This is a genomic window from Ensifer sp. NM-2, from assembly GCF_003024455.1.
Taxonomy (GTDB): domain Bacteria; phylum Pseudomonadota; class Alphaproteobacteria; order Rhizobiales; family Rhizobiaceae; genus Ensifer; species Ensifer canadensis.
This window is the reverse complement of sequence record NZ_PVZR01000027.1, coordinates 46,871-70,989: the sequence shown is the minus strand read 5'-3', so window position 1 is coordinate 70,989 and position 24,119 is coordinate 46,871. Positions and strand designations below refer to the sequence as shown.

The 24,119-nt window shown below is 61.2% G+C and carries 20 protein-coding genes and 1 pseudogene; 12 read left to right on the top strand and 9 right to left on the bottom strand.

What is annotated here, in order from left to right; all coding sequences use genetic code 11:
• Positions 1–72 precede the first annotated feature (72 nt).
• From scpA to C6558_RS33515, 4 genes are all read right to left on the bottom strand, one after another.
• The gene (gene scpA / locus C6558_RS33535) at positions 73–2,211 is read right to left on the bottom strand and encodes a methylmalonyl-CoA mutase (protein ID WP_107028354.1); all 2,139 of its coding nucleotides are present in this window, start codon (positions 2,209–2,211) and stop codon (positions 73–75) included.
• Positions 2,212–2,389: 178 nt separating this feature from the next.
• Positions 2,390–4,393 carry an acetyl/propionyl/methylcrotonyl-CoA carboxylase subunit alpha gene (locus tag C6558_RS33525; protein ID WP_107028352.1) on the bottom strand — a complete coding sequence of 668 codons (2,004 nt, stop codon included), beginning with the start codon at positions 4,391–4,393 and terminating at the stop codon, positions 2,390–2,392.
• 30 nt (positions 4,394–4,423) lie between these two features.
• Complete coding sequence (locus tag C6558_RS33520) at positions 4,424–4,714, bottom strand: hypothetical protein (protein ID WP_025429057.1); 291 nt, start codon at positions 4,712–4,714, stop codon at positions 4,424–4,426.
• 11 nt (positions 4,715–4,725) lie between these two features.
• Positions 4,726–6,258, bottom strand: a complete 1,533-nt coding sequence (locus C6558_RS33515) for an acyl-CoA carboxylase subunit beta (protein WP_025429056.1) — start codon at positions 6,256–6,258, stop codon at positions 4,726–4,728.
• A gap of 141 nt (positions 6,259–6,399) precedes the next feature.
• Here C6558_RS33515 and C6558_RS33510 point away from each other — a divergent pair, with 141 nt between their 5' ends.
• The 4 genes from C6558_RS33510 (at position 6,400) to mmsB (ending at position 11,112) form a co-directional block, all read left to right on the top strand.
• Positions 6,400–7,818, top strand: coding sequence for a short-chain fatty acyl-CoA regulator family protein (locus C6558_RS33510; protein WP_057218849.1), 1,419 nt, complete (start codon positions 6,400–6,402; stop codon positions 7,816–7,818).
• Between the two features lie 122 nt (positions 7,819–7,940).
• A complete protein-coding gene (locus tag C6558_RS33505) occupies positions 7,941–9,083 on the top strand; it encodes an isobutyryl-CoA dehydrogenase (protein ID WP_199197098.1) in 1,143 nt (380 codons plus the stop codon).
• Between the two features lie 12 nt (positions 9,084–9,095).
• Positions 9,096–10,160 (top strand): enoyl-CoA hydratase/isomerase family protein, encoded by a 1,065-nt coding sequence (locus tag C6558_RS33500; protein WP_057204621.1) that lies wholly within the window; start codon positions 9,096–9,098, stop codon positions 10,158–10,160.
• 55 nt (positions 10,161–10,215) lie between these two features.
• Positions 10,216–11,112: a 3-hydroxyisobutyrate dehydrogenase gene (gene mmsB / locus C6558_RS33495; RefSeq protein ID WP_107028350.1), complete on the top strand. Its 897-nt coding sequence runs from the start codon at positions 10,216–10,218 to the stop codon at positions 11,110–11,112.
• Positions 11,113–11,183: 71 nt separating this feature from the next.
• On the opposite strand, the gene C6558_RS33490 is transcribed toward mmsB, so the two are convergent.
• The gene (locus tag C6558_RS33490; protein WP_107028349.1) at positions 11,184–11,594 is read right to left on the bottom strand and encodes a 4-oxalocrotonate tautomerase family protein; all 411 of its coding nucleotides are present in this window, start codon (positions 11,592–11,594) and stop codon (positions 11,184–11,186) included.
• A gap of 105 nt (positions 11,595–11,699) precedes the next feature.
• Here C6558_RS33490 and C6558_RS33485 point away from each other — a divergent pair, with 105 nt between their 5' ends.
• Positions 11,700–12,563: a LysR substrate-binding domain-containing protein gene (locus C6558_RS33485; RefSeq protein ID WP_107028348.1), complete on the top strand. Its 864-nt coding sequence runs from the start codon at positions 11,700–11,702 to the stop codon at positions 12,561–12,563.
• Between the two features lie 22 nt (positions 12,564–12,585).
• On the opposite strand, the gene C6558_RS33480 is transcribed toward C6558_RS33485, so the two are convergent.
• The gene (locus C6558_RS33480) at positions 12,586–13,335 is read right to left on the bottom strand and encodes an SDR family oxidoreductase (protein ID WP_082523430.1); all 750 of its coding nucleotides are present in this window, start codon (positions 13,333–13,335) and stop codon (positions 12,586–12,588) included.
• 284 nt (positions 13,336–13,619) lie between these two features.
• Between C6558_RS33480 and C6558_RS41195 the strand changes: the two are divergent.
• The 5 genes and pseudogenes from C6558_RS41195 to C6558_RS33455 all read left to right on the top strand — a co-directional run.
• Positions 13,620–14,273, top strand: a pseudogene (locus tag C6558_RS41195) (tyrosine-type recombinase/integrase); the annotation flags it as partial.
• Positions 14,274–14,496: 223 nt separating this feature from the next.
• The gene (locus C6558_RS33470; protein WP_107028366.1) at positions 14,497–15,117 is read left to right on the top strand and encodes a type IV toxin-antitoxin system AbiEi family antitoxin domain-containing protein; all 621 of its coding nucleotides are present in this window, start codon (positions 14,497–14,499) and stop codon (positions 15,115–15,117) included.
• Positions 15,107–16,012 carry a nucleotidyl transferase AbiEii/AbiGii toxin family protein gene (locus C6558_RS33465; protein WP_107028347.1) on the top strand — a complete coding sequence of 302 codons (906 nt, stop codon included), beginning with the start codon at positions 15,107–15,109 and terminating at the stop codon, positions 16,010–16,012. Before C6558_RS33470 ends, C6558_RS33465 begins: the two co-directional genes overlap by 11 nt.
• A 10-nt stretch (positions 16,013–16,022) precedes the next feature.
• Complete coding sequence (locus tag C6558_RS40440) at positions 16,023–16,220, top strand: hypothetical protein (RefSeq protein WP_199197096.1); 198 nt, start codon at positions 16,023–16,025, stop codon at positions 16,218–16,220.
• A 504-nt stretch (positions 16,221–16,724) separates the two neighbouring features.
• Complete coding sequence (locus C6558_RS33455) at positions 16,725–17,102, top strand: helix-turn-helix domain-containing protein (protein ID WP_057204609.1); 378 nt, start codon at positions 16,725–16,727, stop codon at positions 17,100–17,102.
• 1,067 nt (positions 17,103–18,169) lie between these two features.
• On the opposite strand, the gene C6558_RS33445 is transcribed toward C6558_RS33455, so the two are convergent.
• From C6558_RS33445 to C6558_RS33435, 3 genes are read right to left on the bottom strand one after another with little or no spacing between them, the layout of a single operon-like run.
• Positions 18,170–18,949, bottom strand: coding sequence for a bifunctional 2-polyprenyl-6-hydroxyphenol methylase/3-demethylubiquinol 3-O-methyltransferase UbiG (locus C6558_RS33445; RefSeq protein WP_057204608.1), 780 nt, complete (start codon positions 18,947–18,949; stop codon positions 18,170–18,172).
• On the bottom strand, positions 18,942–20,303 hold the full coding sequence (locus C6558_RS33440) for an FAD-dependent oxidoreductase (RefSeq protein WP_084814901.1): 1,362 nt from the start codon (positions 20,301–20,303) through the stop codon (positions 18,942–18,944). The genes C6558_RS33445 and C6558_RS33440 overlap by 8 nt, the downstream gene beginning before the upstream one ends.
• 33 nt (positions 20,304–20,336) lie before the next feature.
• On the bottom strand, positions 20,337–21,335 hold the full coding sequence (locus tag C6558_RS33435) for a GNAT family N-acetyltransferase (RefSeq protein WP_057204604.1): 999 nt from the start codon (positions 21,333–21,335) through the stop codon (positions 20,337–20,339).
• Between the two features lie 361 nt (positions 21,336–21,696).
• Here C6558_RS33435 and C6558_RS33430 point away from each other — a divergent pair, with 361 nt between their 5' ends.
• Entirely contained in the window at positions 21,697–22,740 is a 1,044-nt protein-coding gene (locus tag C6558_RS33430) for a Gfo/Idh/MocA family protein (RefSeq protein WP_057204602.1), read from the top strand.
• Positions 22,741–22,845: 105 nt separating this feature from the next.
• On the top strand, positions 22,846–23,976 hold the full coding sequence (locus C6558_RS33425; protein WP_107028346.1) for a DegT/DnrJ/EryC1/StrS aminotransferase family protein: 1,131 nt from the start codon (positions 22,846–22,848) through the stop codon (positions 23,974–23,976).
• Positions 23,977–24,119 lie beyond the last annotated feature (143 nt).

Here is a 24,119-nt window from a genome sequence, read left to right as displayed (position 1 = left end):
TGGACTGCTATTGTGCGCAGTCGCGCCCGTCCTTTGAAGAAGGCACCGGTGGAATCCCGGTGCGGTCAGGCTTCAAATGTTTCGCCGCTTGCCTTCGATCAGGTCGAGCACCGCGCGGGCGGCATCAAGGACGTTCGTGCCGGGGCCGAAGACGGCGGACACGCCGTTATCCATCAGATACTCGTAATCCTGCCGCGGGATGACGCCGCCGCAGATGACGATGATATCCTCGCCGCCGCGCTTTTTCAGCGCATCGGCAAGCTGCGGCATCAGGGTCTTGTGGCCGGCGGCAAGCGATGACACGCCGATGACGTTGACCTTGCTGGCAAGCGCCATGTCGGCCGCCTCTTCGGGGGTCTGGAACAGCGGGCCGGCCAGAACGTCGAAGCCGATATCGCCAAAGGCCGAAGCGATCACCTTGGCCCCCCGGTCGTGGCCATCTTGGCCGAGCTTTGCCACCATGATCTTCGGCTTGCGGCCGAGCTTGTCCGAGACCTCGCCCAGCCGTTCGGTGAGCACGGCCAGTTCGGGCTCACCCTCGTAGGCCTTGCCATAGATCTTGCTGACGACCTTGGGCGTTGCGGCATGGTCGCCGAAGGCCGCGCGCATCGCGTCAGAGATCTCGCCGACGGTTGCCCGGGCACGGGCCGCCTCGACCGCGGCGGTCAACAGATTGCCGTCGCCGGTGCGGGCAAATTCGGTAATAGTGGCCAGTGTCTTTGCCACATCCTGCGAGTTGCGCCGACGCTTGGTTTCCTCGATCCGGCGGATCTGGGCGGCACGCACGGCGGTATTGTCGATCTCCAGGATGTCGATCGGCTCTTCGTTGTCGAGACGGTATTTGTTGACGCCGACGATCACTTCTTCGCCCTTGTCGACCGCCGCCTGCCGGCGGGTGGCCGCCTCTTCAATCAGCCGTTTCGGCAGTCCGGCATTGACCGCCTCGGTCATGCCGCCCATCGCCTCGATCTCTTCGATCAGCGCCCAGGCTTTTTCCGCCAGCTCGTTGGTGAGGCTCTCGACGTAATAGGAGCCCGCCAGCGGATCGACGACCTTGGTGACGCCCGTCTCATGTTGCAGGATCAGCTGGGTATTGCGGGCGATGCGCGCCGAAAACTCGGTCGGCAGCGCAATCGCCTCGTCGAAGGAATTGGTGTGCAGCGACTGGGTGCCGCCAAGGGCTGCCGACATCGCCTCGAAGGCGGTGCGGATGATGTTGTTGTACGGATCCTGCTCCTGCAGCGAGACGCCCGATGTCTGGCAATGGGTGCGCAGCATCAGTGACGACGGCTTCTTCGGCTCGAACTCCGTCATGATCCGCGTCCACAGCAGCCGTGCTGCCCGAAGCTTGGCGGCCTCCATGAAGAAGTTCATGCCGATGGCGAAGAAGAAGGAGAGGCGACCGGCGAACTCGTCGACGTTCAGGCCCTTGGCAAGGGCGGCGCGCACGTATTCGCGGCCATCGGCGAGCGTGAAGGCGAGCTCCTGCACCAGCGTCGCGCCCGCCTCCTGCATGTGATAGCCCGAGATCGAGATCGAGTTGAACTTCGGCATCTCCTTTGCCGTATACTCGATGATATCGGCAACGATGCGCATCGAGGGTTCCGGAGGGTAGATATAGGTGTTGCGGACCATGAACTCCTTGAGGATGTCGTTCTGGATGGTCCCCGACAGCTTGTCGCGTGAAACGCCCTGTTCCTCGCCGGCGACGATGAAGGAGGCGAGGATCGGGATCACAGCACCGTTCATGGTCATCGACACCGACATTTCCTCCAGCGGAATGCCATCGAACAGGATCTTCATGTCCTCGACGCTGTCGATCGCCACCCCCGCCTTGCCGACATCGCCCTCGACGCGCGGATGATCGCTGTCGTAACCGCGGTGGGTGGCAAGATCGAATGCAACCGAAAGGCCCTTCTGACCGGCGGCGAGGTTCTTGCGATAAAAGGCGTTCGAGGCTTCTGCCGTCGAGAATCCCGCATATTGCCGGATCGTCCAGGGTCGGCCGGCATACATCGTCGCGCGCGGGCCGCGCAGGAATGGCGCGAAGCCGGGCAATGAGCCGAGATGGCCGATGCCATCGAGATCGTCAGCGGTATATAGCGGCTTGACCGCGATGCCTTCCGGCGTCTGCCAGGTAAGATTTTCCGGCGCCATCTTGAGTTCGCGCTCGGCGAGGTTTTCCCAATCTTTCACGGTCTTATCGCTCATCGGTAACTCCTTGGCCCAAAGGGCACCTTTCGGACCTCATCCCAGTGCCTGTCACAGGGATCCAGTCACGCGAAGTTCTTCGCGTGAAGAAATGATCTCGTGCACCGCGCACGCGGCGCTGCTGGATTCCTGCGACAAGCACAGGAATGAGGGTGAGGACTTGATTGCTTGGCAACCATCATTCGAATTCCATGATCAATTCGTCGACCGCGAGGCTTGCGCCGGCGGTAACGGCCACGCGCTTGACGGTGGCGCGCTTCTCGGCGCGCAGGATGTTCTCCATCTTCATCGCCTCGACAATTGCCAGCGACTGGCCCGCTTCCACCGTGTCGCCGGCCTTGACCGAGACCGAGGTGATGACGCCGGGCATCGGGCAGAGCAGCATCCTGGAGGTGTCCGGCGGCAGCTTCTTCGGCATCAGTTTGGCAAGCTCGGCGACACGCGGGCTTCTAACCCGGGCAATCACGTCGATGCCGCGCCAGCGCAGCCGGATCGCGGTGCCCGTCAGTTCCACCTTCACGCTCATCGGCTGATTGTCGATGTTGAAGGTGGCGAGCGTGCGGCCCGGCGTCCAGTCGCCGGCGATCGAGGCGGACGTGCCGTCTTCAAAGCGGACATAGGCGCCATCGGCCGAAGCGCCTGACGTCAACGCAAAGTCCATGTCGGCAAGATTGACCACCCAATCGTAGCCGACGATGCGACGATGGTTGCCGATCGTGCCGGAAATCTGGCTGGCACGTTCCTGCAGGGTCTGGTTGATGGAAACGGCGATCGCCGCCAGCTTGCGCGCCGACGCTTCATCCGGCGTCACGCCATGGAAACCGTCGGTGAATTCCTCGGCGATGTAGGCGGTTGTCAGGCGGCCGTCGCGAAAGCGCTGTTGCTGCATCACGGCGGACAGGAACGGCAGGTTGTGACCGATGCCTTCGACCTCGAACTGGTCGAGTGCTTCCGCCATGGCCTCGACGGCCGTCAGGCGGTCCGGTCCCCAGGTGCAGAGCTTGGCGATCATCGGATCATAATACATCGAGATTTCGCCGCCCTCGAAGACGCCGGTGTCGTTGCGCGTCACCGTGCCGTCGTCGTTTGCACCTTCCACAGGCGGGCGATAGCGCGTCAGCCGGCCAATCGAGGGCAGGAAGTTGCGATAGGGGTCTTCGGCATAGAGCCGGCTCTCAACCGCCCAACCGTTGAGCTTCACGTCCGCCTGACCGAAGGCAAGCTTTTCGCCGGCCGCGACGCGGATCATCTGCTCGACTAGATCAAGGCCGGTCACGAGTTCGGTGACTGGGTGTTCCACCTGCAGGCGGGTGTTCATCTCGAGGAAATAAAAGTTGCGATTGCCATCGACGATGAACTCGACCGTGCCGGCCGAATGATAGCCGACGGCCTTTGACAGTGCCACGGCCTGTTCGCCCATGGCCTTGCGGGTGGCGGCATCCAGGAACGGCGAGGGGGCTTCCTCGATGACCTTCTGGTTGCGGCGCTGGATCGAGCATTCGCGCTCGCCGAGATAGAGCGTGTTGCCGTGCTTGTCGCCGAGCACCTGGATTTCGATATGGCGCGGTTCGGTGACGAATTTTTCGATGAAAATCCGGTCGTCGCCGAACGAGTTCTTCGCCTCGTTCTTGGAGGACTGGAAGCCTTCGCGTGCTTCCTGGTCGTTCCAGGCGATGCGCATGCCCTTGCCGCCGCCGCCGGCCGACGCCTTGATCATCACGGGATAGCCGATCGATCCGGAGATCTTCACGGCCTCATCGGCATCCGCAATCAAGCCCATGTGACCGGGAACGGTGGAGACGCCGGCTTCGGCCGCAAGCTTCTTCGAGGTGATCTTGTCGCCCATCGCCCGGATTGCGCCAACCGGCGGGCCGATGAAGGCAACGCCTTCCTTTTCGAGCGCTTCGGCGAAGGCGGCATTTTCCGACAGGAAGCCGTAGCCGGGATGAACCGCATCGGCGCCGGTCTTGCGGATAGCATAGATAATCTTGTCGATGACGATATAGGACTGCGCCGAGGGCGAGGGGCCGATATGCACGGCCTCATCCGCCATGCGCACATGCATGGCATCGCGATCGGCGTCGGAATAGACGGCGACGGTGGCGATGCCGAGTTTCTTCGCGGTTCTGATGACGCGGCAGGCGATTTCGCCACGGTTGGCGATGAGGATCTTCTTGAACATGCGTTTCTCTTTCAAATCCTTGGTGTCGCGTCAGCGTTTGAATTTGCGCCGATAGGGCAGGAGCGCAATCGACGATGCCGCAACGGCGCCGCCGAAGAGCAGCGCAAACGGCACGACAACCATGGCCGTGGCGAGGATGGGGCTGGTGGAGCGGGCGATATGGGTGCCGACCGCGCCGATGTTGAGCCAGATCAGCACGCCAGCGACGGTCGCGCCGGTCGCAAGGCCATAGAGCGCGTTGACGGCCAGGTAGCGCAGCATCTCGCGATGGTCGCGGCGGGCCTCTTCCGGTGTCATGATGCGTTCGCGTTCCGGCTCCATGATTGCCTCCATCACAACGGGATCGTGTCATGCTTGCGCCAGCGGACATCGACCTGCTTGTTGCGAAGCGAGGCAAAGGCGCGGGCGATGCGGCGGCGCGAAGAGTGCGGCATGATCACTTCATCGATGAAACCACGTTCTGCGGCGACGAACGGATTGGCGAAGCGCTCTTCGTATTCCTTCGTACGCGCCGCGATCTTCTCGGCGTCGCCGAGTTCGGAGCGGTAGAGGATTTCGGTCGCGCCCTTGGCGCCCATCACCGCGATCTCGGCGGTCGGCCAGGCATAGTTGACGTCGGCGCCGATATGCTTGGAGGCCATGACGTCATAGGCGCCGCCATAGGCCTTGCGCGTGATCAGCGTCACCATCGGTACGGTTGCCTGACTGTAGGCGAAAAGCAGTTTGGCGCCATGCTTGATGACGCCGCCATATTCCTGGGCGGTGCCCGGCAGGAAGCCCGGCACATCGACGAGGGTCAGGATCGGGATCGAGAAGGCGTCACAGAACCGGACGAAGCGGGCCGCCTTGCGCGAACTATCTATATCGAGGCAGCCGGCAAGGACCATCGGCTGGTTTGCGACGACGCCGACGGTCTGGCCTTCCATCCGAATGAAGCCGGTGATGATGTTGCGCGCGAAACTCTGCTGCAGCTCGAAGAAATCGCCCTCGTCGGCAAGCGCAAGGATGAGTTCCTTCATATCGTAGGGTTTTGCCGCGCTGTCGGGGATGAGACTGTCCAGCCTGCGTTCCAGCCGCGACGGATCATCGTGGAATGGCCGGACCGGTGGCTTCTCGCGATTGTTGAGCGGCAGGAAATCGAAGAGCAGGCGTACATGCTCAAGCGTCTCGATGTCGTTTTCGTAGGCCGCGTCGGCGACGGAGGATTTTTTCGTGTGCGTGCCGGCGCCGCCAAGCTCTTCGGCGGTGACGATTTCGTTGGTGACGGTCTTCACCACGTCGGGGCCGGTGACGAACATGTAGGATGAGTCACGCACCATGAAGATGAAGTCGGTCATCGCTGGCGAATAGACGGCGCCGCCAGCGCAAGGGCCCATGATCACCGAGATCTGCGGGATAACGCCCGATGCCTCGGCATTGCGGCGAAAGACCTCGGCATAACCTGCAAGTGAGGCGACGCCTTCCTGGATGCGCGCACCGCCTGAATCGTTGAGGCCGATGACCGGCGCGCCGTTCCTGACTGCCATATCCATGATCTTGCAGATCTTCTGCGCGTGGGTTTCCGACAGCGAGCCGCCGAGAACCGTGAAGTCCTGGGAGAACACATAGACCTGCCGGCCGTTGATCGTGCCCCAGCCGGTGACGACACCGTCGCCGGCCACCTTCTGGCTGTCCATGCCGAAGTCGACGCAGCGATGCGTGACATACATGTCGTATTCTTCAAAGGAATCTTCATCGAGCAGAACCTCGATGCGCTCGCGTGCCGTCAGCTTGCCTTTGCCGTGCTGGGCGTCGATGCGCCGCTGGCCGCCGCCGGCTCTTGCCTCCGCCCGGCGAGCTTCGACCTGTTCAAGTATGGCGCGCATAATTCCCTCCCGGTTTTTCCGTGATTGTGCAGAGGCGTTTGTCGCTTCGCAATAGCCTCGAAGGACGGATGGTAAAACGCCCGTTCATGTGCAAATGTGAAATAGAGAATATTGCGAAATGTAAATTGCAAAGTTGCGAACATGGCGATCGGCAAACTCTATATCGGCCGCAAGGTCAGGGAACTTCGGGATGCAAACCGGGCGACGCAGGGACAGTTCGCCGAGCGCATCGGCATCTCCACCAGCTACCTCAATCAGATAGAGAACAACCAGCGGCCCGTATCGGCTTCCGTTCTTCTGGCACTTGCCGAAAAGTTTCAGATCGATATCGCCGAACTTTCGACCGGGGAGGGCGACAGGCTGCTGTCTGCCCTGTCGGAAGCCTTGAGCGATCCGCTGTTCGAGACCTATTCGCCGAGCCTGCAGGAATTGAAGCTGATCACCCAGAATGCGCCGGGGCTAGCGCATGCGCTGATCAGTTGTCACCAGGCCTATCGCCGCAACAGCGAGCAACTGGCCAGCATCGACGATACCATCGGCCGCGGCGGGTCTTCCGTGGAGACGACGCCCTATGAAGAAGTTCGCGACTTCTTCCACTTCGTCGACAACTATATCCACGACATCGACGTTCTCGCCGAGCGACTTGCAGGCGAACTCGGGCTCGGTGAGGGCGACAACCATGCAGCATTGGCCGCCTATCTCGAGCAGCGCCACGGCGTGCGTGTCTTGCGGGGTGCGGCCGGCGACGAGGCGATCCGGCGGTACGATCCGCGTGCCCGTCTGTTGACGCTGAACCCCTATGCCCCGGCCGCGACACGCGATTTCCAGATTGCACTGCAGATCGCTCAACTGCACGCCCGAGAAGAGATCGACCGGGTGGCCGGCGGCGCCGGTTTCCGCACGGAGGAAGCCTACGAGATCTGTCGCATTGGGCTGCAAAACTATTTCGCCGGTGCGCTGATCCTGCCTTACCAGGCCTTTCACAAGGCGGCGCGCGAGCTCCGGCACGACGTCGAGCTGCTGGCGGCGCGTTTTGGTGCGTCGCTCGAGCAGGTCTGTCATCGCCTGTCGACGCTGCAGCGTCCGGGCCAGAAGGGCGTGCCGATCTTCTTTGCCCGTATCGATCGGGCCGGCAACATCACCAAGCGCCATAGTGCGGCCAAGCTGCAGTTTGCCCGTTTCGGTGCGGCATGTCCGCTCTGGAACGTGCATCAGGCGTTTGAGACGCCCGGCCGCATCATTCGTCAGCTCGCTGAGACGCCTGATGGTGTGCGCTATCTTTGCCTTGCAACGCAGATCACCAAGGGTGGTGGCGGCTTCCGCGCCGCACAGCCGCGTTACGCCTTGGCGCTCGGTTGCGAGATCTCCTACGCCGACGCCTTCGTCTACGCCGACGACCTCGATCTCGGCAACCGCGCGGCGTTCGATCCTATTGGCATATCCTGCCGCATCTGCGAGCGCACCAAATGCGCCAGCCGCGCCGTGCCGCCACTGAAGCGAAGGCTGATCGTCGACCATGACTTACGCGGCGCTCTGCCGTATCGTCTGAGTGAAAGCTAATGGACTTTTGCAGGGATCTGTTCGTTTTTGAACAGAACCTGTGAGAAGTTGCACCTGTGCCTGTACGGAATTTGGTGTAACTAGCCCCAATCGTTCAATATGCGGTCAGGGAGGACATGCATATGGATTTTCACCTGTCAGAGGAACAGGAAGCCATCCGCCAGATGGCACTCGACTTCGCTCGCGACGAATTGGCGCCTCACGCCATTGAGTGGGATCAGGAAAAGCATTTCCCGGTCGATAAGCTGCAGGCCGCAGCCGCCCTCGGCATGGCAGGCATCTATATCAGCGACGATGTCGGCGGCACCGGCCTGACGCGGCTCGATGCCGCAATCATCATCGAAGCTCTGGCAACCGGCTGCCCGGCGGTTGCCTCCTTCGTTTCCATTCACAACATGTGCGCCGGCATGATCGACCGCTATGGCACCGACGAGCAGCGCCATCGGCTGCTGCCGAAGCTGCTGACCATGGAGACGCTGGCGAGCTACTGCCTGACCGAGCCGGGATCCGGTTCGGATGCGGCAGCGCTCAAGACCAAGGCAGTCAAGGACGGTGACAGTTACGTGCTGACCGGCCAGAAGCAGTTCATCTCCGGTGCCGGTGTGTCCGGCCTCTATGTGATCATGGCGAGAACCGGCGAGGACGGGCCGAAGGGCATCTCCACCTTCGTGGTGGAAAAAGATGCGGCCGGCCTCACCTTCGGCGCGAACGAGAAGAAGATGGGTTGGCACGTACAGCCCACCCGCGCCGTGATGCTCGATGGCGTGCGGGTCCCCGCTGAAAACCGCCTCGGTGCCGAGGGTGACGGCTTCAAGATCGCCATGGGCGGGCTCGACGGCGGCCGGCTGAACATTGCCGCAGCCTCGCTCGGCGGTGCGCAGGCCGCCTTCGACCGGGCACTCGCCTATGTCCAGGAACGTCGCGCCTTCGGCAAGGCGATCGGCGAGTTCCAGGCACTGCAGTTTCGCCTCGCCGATATGGCAACCGATCTCGAAATCGCCCGTACCTTCCTCTGGCGCGCGGCCTCGGCACTTGATGCTGGTGACCCCGAGGCGACGAAACTTTGCGCCATGGCCAAACGCTTCGTCACCGATCGCTGCTTTGCCGTCGCCAACGACGCGCTGCAGCTCCATGGCGGCTATGGTTATCTCGCCGACTACGGCGTCGAGAAGATTGTCAGGGACCTGAGAGTGCACCAGATACTCGAGGGTACCAACGAGATCATGCGGCTTATCGTGGCGCGCTCGATCTTCGGCCGGAAATAGGATGGGCTTTTCATGGAAATGCAGGCGGTAGCACCGGAAGTCATCGTCGAACGCCAGGGCGCAATCGGCCGCATCCGGCTCAATCGCATGAAGGCGTTGAACAGCCTCAACGTTCCGATGATCCGGTTGATCGCCGAAGCGCTGACCGAGTTCGAGAGCGATCCTTCTGTCGCGGCCGTGATGGTGACCGGCGAAGGCGAGCGCGGGCTTTGCGCCGGCGGCGACATCCGTATGATCTATGAGAGCGGGCGCGAGCGGCCGGCCGAAGGCGCACAGTTCTGGCGCGAGGAGTTCATCGTCAACAGCCGGATTTCCGCTTACCCGAAGCCCTACGTTGCCATCATGGACGGCATCGTCATGGGCGGCGGTGTCGGCATCTCGGCACATGGCAGCCACCGTGTCGTCACCGAGCGCACCCGGCTTGCCATGCCGGAAACTGGCATCGGCTATTTCCCGGATGTCGGCGCCACCTGGCTGCTGCCTCACGCGCCCGGCGAATTCGGCACCTATCTCGGGCTTACCGGCCGCGACATCGGCGCCACTGATGCAATCCATGCGCGCCTTGCCGACCATTATGTGCCGACCGCCAAGCTCGATGAGCTGTTCTCGACCCTTGCCGCGCTGCCGCCTTCAGCCAAGGCCGCGGATGTCGATGCCGCAATTCAAGGGGTGGCCGATGAGGTTCCGCCATCGCCGCTCGCGGCGCATCTCAAGGCAATCGACCGGTGCTTCGCCTTCGATACGGTCGAGGAGATCCTTGCCGCGCTCGAGGCGGAAGACAGTGACTTCGGCAGGGAAACGCTGGCGCTGCTTCGCTCGCGTTCGGCGCTGAGCATGGCACTAACGCTCGATCTCCTGCGTGCCGGACGCAAGAGCGCCTCGCTCAATGAATGCCTCGAGCGGGAATACTCGGCCACGCTCGGCATGCTTTCCAATCCCGATTTCTATGAGGGCGTACGTGCCGCCGTCATCGACAAGGACCGCAACCCGAGATGGTCGGTGGGCCTTTCCGATGTGACGGAAGAGAAGCGCGCGCAATTTACGAACCGAGATCACCTGCCATTGTTTGTCGCCTGAGGGAGCCAGTCGCTCCGGTTGGCGTCGGTCGAATTGCAATTCAGGAGGAGTGAAGATGACGAAGATCGCCTTTATCGGGCTTGGCAACATGGGCGGCCCAATGGCCGCCAATCTGGTGAAGGCCGGCCACGCGGTGACTGGCTTCGATCTGTCGGAGGCATCGCGCAACGCTGCGGCAAAGACGGGTGTTTCGGTTGCAGGTTCGATCACGCATGCGGTGCGCGAGGCGGAATGCGTCATCACCATGCTGCCGGCTGGCGCGCATGTGCTCTATGTCTGGGATGAACTGCTCGGCTTCGTCGACCCCGGCACTTTGCTGATCGATAGTTCGACCATCGACGTCGACAGCGCCCGCAAGGCGCATGCGCTTGCCGACAAGGCCGGATGCCTGTCGCTGGACGCGCCCGTTTCGGGTGGCACCGGCGGGGCCGCCGCCGGCACGCTCACCTTCATGGTCGGCGGTACGGATGATGCCTTTTCCCGCGGCAAGCCGCTGCTCGACGCCATGGGCAAGAAGATCGTTCATTGCGGTGACGTCGGTGCGGGCCAGGCGGCAAAGATCTGCAACAACATGATCCTCGGCATTTCCATGGCCGGCGTCTGCGAGGCCTTTGTCCTCGCCGAGCGCCTCGGTCTGTCGCATCAGGCATTGTTCGATGTTGCGTCGACTTCGTCCGGTCAATGCTGGTCGCTGACGACCTATTGCCCGGTACCAGGGCCCGTGCCCACATCACCTGCCAACCACGACTATAAGCCCGGTTTTGCAGCAAGCCTGATGCTGAAGGATCTGAAGCTGTCGCAGCAGGCCGCCAGCACAAGCGGCGCCTCGACGCCGATGGGCGCCCAGGCAGCGCAGCTTTATTCCATGTTCGAGAAACTCGGCCATGGTGGCGAAGACTTTTCCGCGCTCATTCATCTGCTGCGCGGCAATGAGGAAGCAAAGCCCAGCTGACCGGGTGTAACCGGTATACGGCGTCGATACGAGCCGACGCCGTATACTTTTGGCCATCCCAGACGTGGCGGCTAAACTGCCGCTTTGAGCTGGTTGCTGATATAGCGAAACTCCTGCGTCTTGCCTTCGAAGCCATAGGCGGCAGCCGAGACCTCGTGCACAAGGATATAGCTTTCCGGATGCATGTTGCCGAGCAGCTGCTGAAAACCGGCGAAGACCGCTTGAAGGTAGCTCGCCATCTCCTGCTTGGTGTTGGTGCCGTCCACAACCTTGATATCAAGCCAGAAGCTGTTGGTGCCCTGTTCTGCAAGCGAGCGGCCGCCGGCGAACCAGTGAAGCGGATCAGCATAGTTGACGACGATGGCCGTAATCGTCGGGTCCTTGCGCAAATGCGTGGCCGTCAGTTCGCTGACGAGGGTGGCGATGCGCTTGGACAGGGCAGGGTCGGCCTTGCCGGTGACGGTGACATTGATGATAGGCATGGTTGGCTCCTTCAAGTGTCGGTTGGTGTTGAAGCCAAATTCGCAGTTCTATTGGTGAAAATAAATCGAATTGTTTTTGAGTAATAGTTCGATTATCATGAAGTTATGCAGACGCTTGATCCTGACCTGTTGCGCACATTCTTGGCCTTTGCCGAAAGCGGCTCGCTGGCTCATGCAGCCACGGTCGTCGGTCGAACCCCTTCGGCGGTCACTGCCCAGATGCAGCGGCTGGAGGCTCTGATCGGCGAGGCGTTGCTGGCACCATCCGGGCGCGGCCGGGTGCTGACGCCAGCCGGTGAAGATGTCGTCGTCCACGCCCGCAAGATCCTCGACGCTCACCGTGACGCGTGGCTCAGCCTCAAGGGCGCACGCACTGATGGCCGCGTGTCGCTCGGCTGCACCCAGGATTTTGCCGACAGCACGTTGCCGACGCTGCTGCAACAGTTTGCACGCGCACACCCGCGGGTGCGGTTGGATCTGCGGGTCGGTCGTTCGAAAGAGCTTGTGGCCCAATATGATCAGGGCGCTGTGGACGTGATGATCGTCATGCGGCAAAGCGCCGCGAGCGACGAAGTCGCAGTGTTGCGCGAACCGATGGTCTGGCTATCAGCGTCGCCGGAGGTCCTGCCTGTCGACGAGCAATTGCCGCTTGCCGTCCTCGATCCGCCCTGTGGTTTCCGTTCCGCAGCTATCGACGCACTTGAGGGAAGTGGTCGGCCTTACCGGATAGCAGCGACAAGCCCGAGCCTCTCCGGGCTTCGCGCCGCGGTTCGCGCTAGCATCGCGCTGACGGCGCGAACCGAACGCTTCGTCGGCGAGGGTGTGGCGATTGCGCCCGAAAGGTTGGCGCTGCCGGCCCTGCCCGATGCCGAGTTCAGCCTGCGTCTCAAAGCCAGCGCCGAAAAGGCGGCGACGACGCTTGCGAGCCTTCTTGTCGACGGACTTTCAAAAGCGGTTTCTGCGCCCTGACAGTTGCTTCGAGTGCCGCGGCTTACATCTGGACCGTCATGCCGCCATCCACCGTCAAGGTGATACCGTTGACGAAGCTTGAGGCTGGTGACGCGAGGAACACGGCGGCAGGTGCGATTTCTTCCGGCCTTCCCCAGCGCTTCAATGGGATGCGGACATCGATGAATTGCTGCAGCACGGGATCGGCGGCAAGTGCAGCGTTGGTTTCCGTAGCAAACCAGCCGGGCGCGATGGCGTTAACGGTCAGGCTGTCAGAGCCGAGTTCGACCGCAAGCGATCGCGTCAATGCGTCAAGTCCGCCCTTTGCCGCGGTATAGGCGGGGTCGCCGGCGCGGGCTGCAAAGGCCGCGATCGAGGTGACGAAGATCAGCCGTCCGGCGTCCGATTGTCGAAGATAAGGCAGCGCTGCCTTCGCCATCCCGTAAGCGGCAGTGAGATCGGTGTTGATGAGGGCTGCAAAGCCGGCAGCATCCATCTCGTCCGCACCGCGCCGGTCGCGCTCACCGACGGCGTGGATCACAATATCCAGCCTTCCGGTACTACCTGTCGCCGCGGCCAGGATCTCGTCCACATCTGCCGCCACATCGCCGGCCGCGGTCTCAAGCGTGATGCCTTCACTCGCGGCCCGATCGCGTGCCGCCTCCAATGCCGAGCGATTGCGGCCATTGATTGCCACCGACGCGCCCGCCTTGGCAAGTGCCTTTGCCATCTCAAAGCCAAGTCCACGGCCACCGCCGGTGACGAGAGCTGATTTGCCGTTGAGATCGAACATATATACCTCGTGACTTGTCATCGCGGTCGAAACAACGCCAAGTCTCGACATCCAACGTTTAGCGCGTGTTGCCGTGTCAGCCAACCGCAGGTTTGACGGCGACACGGTGCGTCGCCAGTCAGTGCCCCGATCGGCGTGGCGCGGGCTTTCACGGATACGGAGTGCACGGTCATTGGGGAATAACAGATGATCGACGCGCCCGTTTGCTAATGCCCAGCGTATATTGGTGGCAGTCTGCTATTTTCTATTTCCGGATAAGAGCGTGTCAGTAGTATGGGCTCACCGGCGCTCTGGCTGACAGCACGCGCTCCATCTTCGAGCGAGAACTTCTGCCGGCATGGCGCAATCGTCTCCTGACGGAGATCACGCCCGACGATCTACGAGCCCATTGCGGGAAAATCGCTGAACGCGGCGCTCCGGCGACGGCCATCCACGTGCGAGACATCCTGTGAAGTAGATCTACGGATTTGCCATCCTGAACGGAGAGAAGGTCGCGAACCCGGCAGCCGAAGTGGGACCAGCGTCGATCACCACTTTCGTGCCTAAAAACCGCGCGCTCTCATCCTCCGAAATTCGAGTGATGCTGAAGCAACTCGACCACATCGCCACGCTTCCCACGATCCGTTTGGGAATGCGGCTCTATCTCCTCACGGTGGTTCGCAAGAGCGAGCTGCAGAACGCGTATGGGACGAGGTCGACTTCGAGAATGCGGTCTGGACGATCCCCAGAGCGGATCAAGCGCTCCAAGGCGAATAACGCCTGTCGCGCCAGGTACGACATTATGATCGCCCTGAAGACCTGTGTAACGGAATTCAAGATATCTGCTGCCGTCGCGGCATCACGCGGATGCTCCGATGTCGCGCGCCACCTTGAACCGGGTGACCTACGCAGTCGTCGAACGGGCGAAAGCGGAAGGTTTGCCACTGGAGCCGTTTACCCACGTTCTGGGAAGGGGACATGCCGCTTAGGGCTTGATGGCTGACGTAGTGGCGGGCTCTGACCGCACGTTCGTTCTTGACCTCCAGGGACGGGCACGTAATGTTCTATATTCGTTCTAGTTTGGGGTAGAAGTCAAGGAGCAGGTGAGCATGGGTGTTTTTCAGAGGCGAATGTGTTAAAACCTCTGCTGGTATGATTTTCAGCAGAGGAAACATCACGGAAGTGGACACGGCTGGCACCCAACGGACTCGCGCACTGGAACTCCTGAAAGCCCGGCATATGCTGCGGCTGAAGGATTTCGCCGCGCACGGCATTGGCTCAGAGACGCTCGCGCGCCTGGTACGAGATGAAGAAGTCGTTCGTCCGGCGCGCGGCCTCTACCAGCTTCCCGACGCCACGGCCGACGCACGACATGCCCTAGCCGAGGCATCGGCGCTTGTGCCGAGAGGGATCGTCTGCCTAATCTCGGCGCTGCAGTTTCATCAGCTGACGCTGCAAATGCCGTCGGCGGTCTGGATGGCCATCGATCGAACGGCCTGGCGCCCCAAGATCGACTATCCGCCTATCCGTTTCGTACGCTTCACCGGCACCGCTCTCGCCGAGGGTGTCGAACGGCATCGCATCGAGGGGGTCGACGTGCCGATCACAAATCCGGCGCGTTCGATCGTCGATTGCTTCCGTTATAGGACGAAAGTCGGCCTCGATGTTGCGATGGAGGGGCTGCGCGAGGGGCTCCGGCGGCGCAAAACCACAAGCGACGAACTCTGGACATATGCGAAGAGGGCCAGAATCTGGTCGACCATGCGACCCTATGTCGAAGCGACGGTGGCTGATGGCGCTTGAACCAAAGAAAAACGTCGGGGCATCAGTGCGCGCCCGGCTTCTGGATCGGTCCCGCGCGGAGCGCACGGACTTTCTGATCCTGCTGACGCGCTACGCGCTCGAAAGGCTCCTGTACCGGCTGACCCTATCCGCGCATCGCGACCGCTTCATCCTAAAGGGCGCGATGCTGTTCGTTACATGGGTCGCCGACCCGTTTCGGCCGACGCGTGACCTCGACCTGCTGGGTTATGGTGCGAACAGCCCGAAGGCCATCGCCGAAACTTTCCATGCCATTTGCACGCAGCCGGTCGACGATGATGGCGTCGTTTTCGATGTCGATGCGCTCGAAGCCGCGCCGATCCGTGAAGAAGTCGAATATGGCGGAATTCGAGTCCGCACCACAGCCACCATCGCAGGCGCCCGCATCCCGATTCAGGTGGACATCGGCTTCGGGGATGCCATCACACCCGGACCGGTCGAAATAGAATATCCATCATTGCTCGATGCTCCGGCGCCGCACCTGCGAGCCTATCCGGTCGCAACCGTGGTCGCAGAGAAGTTCGAGGCGCTGGTGACGCTAGGCATGGCGAATAGCCGCCTAAAGGATTTCTACGATCTTTGGCTGATCGCCGAGACGTTCGAGCTTGAGTGGTCCACCCTCGCGAAGGCCGTGCGCCAGACTTTCGCTCGAAGGGGGACGGACTTTCCGAAGGAGAGGCCGATGGGTCTCAGCGATGCCTATGCCGAAGTATGGGATCGGCAGTGGCGGGCGTTTCTCGGTCGCGAACGTATGGCGGTCGCGCCGCCAGGCTTGGCCACGGTAGTGGGGGACCTCGGACGCTTTCTGCTGCCCCTCACTTGGGCCCGTGATGGCAATTGGCTTTGGAAGCCGCGTGCGGGATGGATTCAGCTGTAAGGCCGCGCCGTTGACGCGAGTGCCGGTCGTGGCGCGGTTCGGTATTCCGGCGGCCGTCGCTGTCATTGTCGGAGCAAGCTTGCTCACCTGGTTCGACAAGATGCCGGCTCTTGCGAGCTACACGCTCGGCGGATGGACCTATGAAATCACTGTCGTCAAGGCCGTCATCGGAGTGCTGATCGTCGTATTCGCCATTCAGGAACTGTGACCGCGTTTCCAGACACTGGCTTTCCTGTTGCACTGGCTGCCACTTGGAGGCGTGCTGTCGGAGTACCGGTCTCTCCGGCAATCATGGGGCACTACGTTCCGCCTTTCTGCTGAAAACCGGCCTGACGAAGGAGGCGTTCGTCGCCACGGGCGTCCTATCCGAGCAGCTTATTCAGTCGTAGCAACTGCTTGCGCCGGTTGCAGTGGGCACGGTTTGGGCGTTCATCGGATCGTTCGTGGGCAAGCGTGTCCTGCAAAAGATCACATTGCGCACCGTGCAGATTATCCGTGGCGATGCTGCTTATTGGAGCCGGACCGGCGTCGGGTCTTATTTAGCCCTGACTGGTCCCAGGCAGGGACGCATCGACCGGGAAGGAAGCGCTCAGGCACGTCGCCTAGTCGGCCGCCAAATCGAGCCACTGCTCTATGGCACCCTTGTTGAATTCCACAATTAGTCATATATGACGTGATACGGCTATTTTATCATCGTATCTGGATCATTGCTATGGGATCGCCGAAATCAAAGTCCGCCCTAGAAAGACTTGGACACGACGTGCGCGGCGCTCGTTTGTGGCGCGGCATCGCCGTGGCCGATCTGGCGGTGCGTGCGGGCACGTCACCGAGCACCGTCTCGCGCCTCGAGAAGGGGGATCCCGGTGTCGGAATCGGCACGCTCGCCGATATCCTGGTTGTGCTTGGTCTTGTCGACCGGCTGGCCGACCTAATCGACATCCGCAAGGATGATCTGGGTCTAGCGTTGACCGCCGAACGCCAGCCGCGTCGCGGACGGTCTATTGCGACCACACTGCGCAGGCAGAAGGCCAAGGGTAAAACGGCACTGGATGATCCGGATGCCGTCGATCCGGACGGCGCGTCATTCTGAAGCCCGACGCCAACGCCCATGCCGTTCTCGGCGAGAGCCTGACACCCGTTGGTCAGCTGGGTTTCACGCAGGCCGGGCCGCGGCAGTTCTCGACTTTTGCCTATGATCCAGCCTGGATCGACAGTCCCCGCGCCTTTGCCGTGCAGCCAACCTTTCCGCTTGAAGCTGGGCCATTTCACACATCTGGTTAGCCCGGAGACATGCGCGGTGCATTGGCGGCGCGTCTTCGCCGACGCCGCGCCGGATAGTTGGGTCCGGAGGCTTCTCGAACGTACCTATGGCAACGGTTTTTCATCCCACCGCTTCAATTCTGCGGTTGTCGGCTGATGTTTTTTCGGACTGTTCCTCCAGGCCGAACGCAATTGATTCATTCTCGACAACGAGCACCCGTTCTCGGTTGCCTTGGACAAATGGCCTTGAGTTTCTCCAAGAGCGAACAACTGACTTCGGACGCGAATTCCCCGTTCAATGGAAGTCGGAGCGATTTTGAGAGGGACAACGCCCTTGTACCGAATGATCGCGAAGCCCTGATCGTCCGGACGCGTTTTCGAGATCGCGCGCCTTGTAGCGGCGAGAGACAGCGGTTCAACGATGCTGGGCGCCGGTTCCGACGCAGCGACCAGCAGTGGATTAACCGCGGTATGCTTGTCGAGCCTATCTCGTCTTCAGCCCGAACCTGCGCGCCTTCGCCCAGCGCGTCGAGGTTGTCGAACGCAAAGTGTTCGTCAAGGATCGAAAGACAAGCGGAGGCCAGCGAGGCCGTGGTCGCGATGAGCCCGTTGATATCAATGGCCGCCCTTCGCCTCAATTTAGCTTGTCCGAGCATGATCTTGGACCGGCCGTCAAGAACAGCACCGTAGCGAATGCGATCTGCCCTGCCATTGGCAGCCAGTACGCGCTCGACAAGGGCAATCCAGGTCGAAAGGTTCTCCAAGCCTATGCCAGGTTGGAGACGATCTACACCGGTCCCGTGGTCGTCGGATCTATCAGTACCTGCCCGCCAAATCGGTTGGCATCGGCGACCTCGTGCGGTGACCGCACTTTGTCTGCTTACTGCCAACGTATTGCTAAAGCTTGCGGGCGAAGATCGCGATCTCTGCAGCGTTCTCCGGGAAACGTTTGCCTAGCCGGATCAGTCCTTCGACCGTGTTGTTGCCGACGATGTCGAGCACCTCGCGCATCTGGCCGTTGGAGAACGGCTTGAACATGTATCCGGAGAACGCGAGTTCGCCGAAGCCTGCATCAATTACCATTTTCTCCAGCGTCTCCCGATGGAAGACATTAGGTTGCCCGAGTTCGATGTTTCGTTCGGAGAGTTGTGTTGGCGATTGCATCAGGCCCATTTCGACGCCGAGCAGGCGATGAAAAGACATGGCATTCGGCACGCTGACCAGAAGCGAGCCGCCGCGCCTCAGAAGCGCGTTGGCGGCCGACAGCATGGTCTGAGGATTGGTTGTCTCGTGCAGCAGGCCCGATAGCAGAACGGCGTCAAATCCTTCCGGCATTCTTGTCCTTGCCGCTTCGACCCTCTCTTCGAGATAACCGCGTTCAAGCTCAAGCTTGTCGATGGACGTCCGTTTTTCCTCGATCAGGTCGGCATAGAACGAGGGTTCTATCACTAACCAGCTTCGGATGGACGAACCGGCGAGATCGAAGCGGTTTATCAGCAGATCGGGACCGCAGCCCACCTCTACGACAGACGTTGGGGCAAGTTGCCCGAGGAACTCCAGGCAGTTGTCCTGACGGGCGGTTATGAGATGCCGCTCGAACGCCATGTCGATGAGATACTTCTGGGCATACTCCTCGGCGCCAATCAATTTGGACGCTGTGGCAATGGCGTCAGGCATAACTTTCGGCTCCGATCGTTGTTTTGATTGCCAATGAGGCCTCCTGGATGATTCCATCGAGGAATGGCGTGCCCGCCGAGCGCCCGACAAAGCGCAGATTGGGAACGCGGTCGAGCGTATCCTGCTTCAACTGCGCGGTTGCTCTGCCGTAGTCCGAGGTGGGAACAGGAATGATGTTGCGATAGAGATCGCTGTGACTGCCGAGAACGGTGGCCCCGGCATCAATGATGCCGCATCGCCTGCATTCATTCAGCGCTGCACCTGCAAGGTCCGCCGGCAAGAGTTCGTCAACGAGATGCTCGAAGGTGATGATGTGGCCGCCGGCCGGGATATCACCGATGTTGTCGTGGAAGATGGCGCGGAAGAAGGCCGGGTGACGGTTGAAGTTCAGCGCATACTCGGCCTGATGGGTAACAGGCCGGTCCACGAGTGCGTGGGAGATCTGCAAATGGCGGAACCGCGGCAGGGCGCCGGGGGACACGGCCATGGCGCGAGCGACGAGCGCGGGCGCGATCGTGCTGATCACGCCTGCCGGGCGGATGACCTCGCCAGACCGCAGCACTATGCGCTCCAGACGCTGCGTGACTGGCGCACGATGAATCTCCTGCACTGCGTCGTTGAAGAGGAACGTCACGCCGTCTGCGGCGAGGCTCTGCTGCAGGGCATTGATCCAGGTCGAAATGCCGCCACTCTGCGGCCGCAGGAACTGCCGCGCAGCGTTTTTGGGCAAGTCGCTGTAGCGTGCATGCGCGATGCGCCCGGCGAGAGCCTCGTCGTCCAGCAGTCTCGAAGTTGCCTGATGGTCCCCGGCGATCATGCGGCGCGGCAGGAACCACGTTACGGCATTCGGCGCCAGCTCAGACAGTTCCGTCTCAAAGAGCCCGAGCACGGCGTCGCGAACGAGGCCGTTCGTCAACGTCGGCCCGAACCAGTTCAGGCTGTAGTCCTCGGCATTGTCGGCATTTTCGACCGGTCTCGTTGCACGCATTTCGTCGAGCGCAACGTTTAGCTGCGTCCCCAGGACGGTTGTGTCGAGACAGGAGCTTTCCGAATTGAAGCTGTCCGCAGTGATGGCGCTCTCGCGTGGCCAGCCGTCATAGTAGACCCAGGAAAACTGGAAGTCGGGGCGGTGAAAGATCGCATCGTCGATCGACTTCGTTCCCGAAAGAACCGGGAGCCGCAGACCGGCATCAAGCCTATACGACTGCCCGCCGAGGTCGACGGCGGTCGACTTCCACAGGCCTCCTGCCAAAGCGCCGGCCTCGACCACGGTTACCGAAGCGCCTTGCGCCCTCGCAAGCGCCGCGCATACGAGCCCTGCGACGCCGGCTCCGATGACAACGAGTTCCGTCATGTCAAACCTTCCAGATCCTGAGCCACATTGTCCTTATGCAAAACCCGCATCCCCATTCGCCAGTTGCTCCAGATCGACGTCGAAATGCCAGTGCACCGCGACGCCAGAGCCGAAACGCAGTTTCTGCTTCAGCAGATTGGTGTTGATCGCGTATCCATCGGATAGGGTGTTGATGCCGAACGACATCACCTTGAAGCTGCTGGCCGCTGTCGCGTCGATTACGCCGGCCAGCAGGTAATCCACGGCGCCAAGTTCTCGCCCGCGAGGATTGGAGGCGATGTATTGGGTGTGGAGCGTTTCGGCGTTGTAGGCAAAGCACCATGTCCCGGCAAGAATCTCGCCGTCCGACCCGTATGCGAGCCATAGCTGGTTTTCGCCTTCGAGGCGACGGCGCAGATCGAGCATCTCGGCGAGGTTGTGCACCGGCACAGTCGAATGCCGCTCCTGCAGGTTGCTGCACAGCAGCGTGTGGAAGGCCACCCAATCTGCCTCTTGTTGGGCTTGCCGTAGCTGCACGCCTTTGCGTTCGGCGGCTTTGATGGAGGCGCGCCTCTTGGCTGAAAAGGCATAGGCTCTGTCGATCCGGATGAAACTCCAGAGATCGGCACGGCGCACCGTTCCTGTTCTCAGAAGCAGCCTTAGATCACTTTCATCGAATTGTTGTCCGAAGATCGCGGGCACAGTCTTGTAGACGAGCTTGCGATATCCTCGCTCAAGCAGCGTCCCGGCGACCGCCGAAAGGATGCTGGCTCGCTCCGAGGGGTCGATCACGTTGGCAATCATGCCGCCGAAAGTGCTTCCCGGATGAGAGGCCACGACGTCCGTGGAGTTTGGTGCGCGCGCCAGCGCAATGGCCGCCTTCAGCCGAACGCCGGGGTCGCTCCAGACGCACAGGCTTTCGTCTTCGAAGCGCTTGCCATGGTATTCGAGAAACCGGCGGCTGTGCATGATCGTGCCGGCCTGCGTCGTGGGCACGAAATCATCCCACGCTTGTTTGGCGCTGGCGTCGTAGGACGTGATGTGATGAACCATGCGTAGTTTCGCCGCTATAGAGTTTCCGCTGACCTCGGCGCTTGGTTCGCGGCATCGGTCGGTGGGTGGTGAAATCCGACGAGAAGCGAACGGCGATTCTCAGCCGGCTCGTCAACCTCGTCACGTTGTCCGAAATGTTTCCAATCCGGAATATTGCTAGTCAATTCATTGTCATGGTGCAGCAACGACGATTGCTTTTCGAGGTCGACCGCACTCGTGTTGTATTTGGGCAATCTTTTGCCAGGCTTTCCGTCGCTGAGTATTCGGTCAGCGATCATCTATTGGGAAATTAGCCGCGTTCAGGCCGGGACAAGCTTTGTTGTCCAGTTTGGGCCGAGTAGTTTTCTTGATGGATGGGGATATGATCAAGGTCGCATTGTTTGGAATGGGGTATTGGGGCCGAAACCTGTTCCGGGTGATTTCCAACAATCCCGGCCTTCAATTGGCCGCTGTCGTTGATCCTGCGCCCGGCCTGCAGGAAAGACTGGCGGCATCTCACCCTAACGTCAAAGTCTACCCCGACGCGGCACCGGTGATGGCCGACAGTGACATTGATGCTGTTGTGATCGCGACGCCGGTCGCGTCGCACTACGATCTCGCGCGCGCTGCCCTGGATGCCGGCAAGCATGTCATGGTCGAGAAGCCGATGTGCAGCTCGAGCGACGAAGCCGCCGATCTCGTTTTCCGGGCTGCTGCTCGCGGCCTGACGCTGATGGTGGATCACACGTTCCTCTTTCATCCGGCCGTCATGAAGCTCGCCGAGCTCGTGCACTCCGAGGCGCTTGGGCGCATCTCCTATTTCGATTCGCAACGCGTCAATCTCGGCCTGTTTCAGCCCGACGTGAACGTCCTGTGGGATCTGGCCCCGCACGATCTCTCGATCATCGATTACCTCTTCCAGCACGAGCCGGTCGAGATCGAGGCAAGCGGGTACTGCCACGTCAATCCCACCTCTCCTGATATCGCCTACCTGACGTTCCATTACCCAGGATCGATGGTTGCGCATCTCAACCTGAGCTGGATGTCTCCGGTCAAGGTGCGACGCATCGCCGTCGGAGGCAGCGCCCAAATGGCAGTCTGGGACGATCTCAATCGTGAAGAGCCGCTCAAGGTCTATGATTCGGGCATCACCTTCCAATCGGAGCAGGAGCGCCACATGATCCTGCCGAGCTACCGCATCGGCTCGGTCCATTCTCCACGCCTTGCGGGTTCGGAACCGCTGGTGGATGTGCTCGAGCATTTCCGCCGGGTCATGCTGGGGCAGGAGCGATGCAAGACGGATGGTCGCCTGGGGCTACGGGTCGTGCGCACCCTTGAGCAGGCGCAGGCGAAACTGGACTTCAGCCTGCTGCGTGTTCGCAACGGGCTAGCCGCTCAACAAGCCAGCGTCGTCGCGGCGGAATGAGATCCGTTTGACCCTATACCTTTAGCCGAAACATTGATCAGCAACGTTCGCTTTCCCAATCGTCGTGCGTGGGCAAGGAGTTCGAATGCAGGGAAAGAGACTTAGATGAACGCCCATTCCACAGTGCCCTTCGTGGACCTGTCGATACAGTGGAACCAGATACGCAGCAGCGTATTGCCTGATATGGAGCGCCTGTTCGAAGCAAGCGCCTTTTGCCTCGGCCCCTGGGCCAAGGACTTCGAGCAGCGGATTGCCGAATATCTCGGCGTGCGCCATGCCGTGGCTGTCAGCAGTGGCAGCGCCGCGTTGCATGTCGCGGTGATCGCTGCGGGAATTGTTCCGGGCGACAAGGTCCTGGTTCCGACCCACACCTTCATCGGGACGGTGTGGGGTCTGATCTATGCCGGCGCCATTCCGGTGTTCTGCGATGTGGAGCCGGGCGCTGGAACGATCGATGTAAGCGACGCCGAGAGCAAACTGGACGAAAAGGTGAAGGCGATCATACCGGTTCACCTCTACGGGCAGCCTGCGGACATGGCGGCGGTCCTGGAGTTCGCCCGGCGGCACAAGCTGTTGGTGATCGAGGATGTCGCGCAGGCGATCGGCGCCCGCTACGATGGGCAGCCGCTGGGCTCTCTCGGAGACTTTGGCTGCTTCAGCTTCTATCCTGGAAAAAACCTTGGCGCGGCCGGCGAGGGTGGTCTTGTCGTCACGAATGACGATCGCAGCGCCCACGCGATGCGGGCATTGCGCGATCACGGTCAGGCACAGCGTTACGTCCACCAGATGATCGGTTACAACTATCGTATGGATGGTATTCAGGCGCTGGTGCTCGGCCACAAGCTCGCTCATCTCGACGATTGGACGAACCAGCGGCGGCAGATCGCCTTGCGCTATGCGGAAGGCCTTTCAGGGCTTCCCTTGAAGCTGCCGGAGGTTGTCCACGGCGATCACGTGTTCCACCTCTATGTCGTCCGCACATCGCATCGCGACGCGCTCAAGAGCTATCTCGAAGGACACGGCGTGCAGACGGGGCTTCACTATCCCATTCCGCTTCATCGGCAGCCATGTTTTGCCGACATGGCATCGGCCCAGGGCAATTTCCCCGTCGCCGATGACTATGCCTGCACGGCACTGTCGCTGCCGATGTTCGCTGGCCTCACTTTGGACCAGCAGGACCGAGTCATCGATGCAGTAAGGGGCTTCTTCGAGCGAGGTGACGAGAATGACCAGTAAAGCGCCCCGTAGGCGGGTCCTGTGTGTCAGGCCGACTCTCAATCCGGACGCCGGCCCATTGCTGCGCAGGATATCCAGCGAGTGGGTGGATGCGCTTGCGCTGCATTGCCATGTCGACACGATCGATCAGGATTTCGACTTCG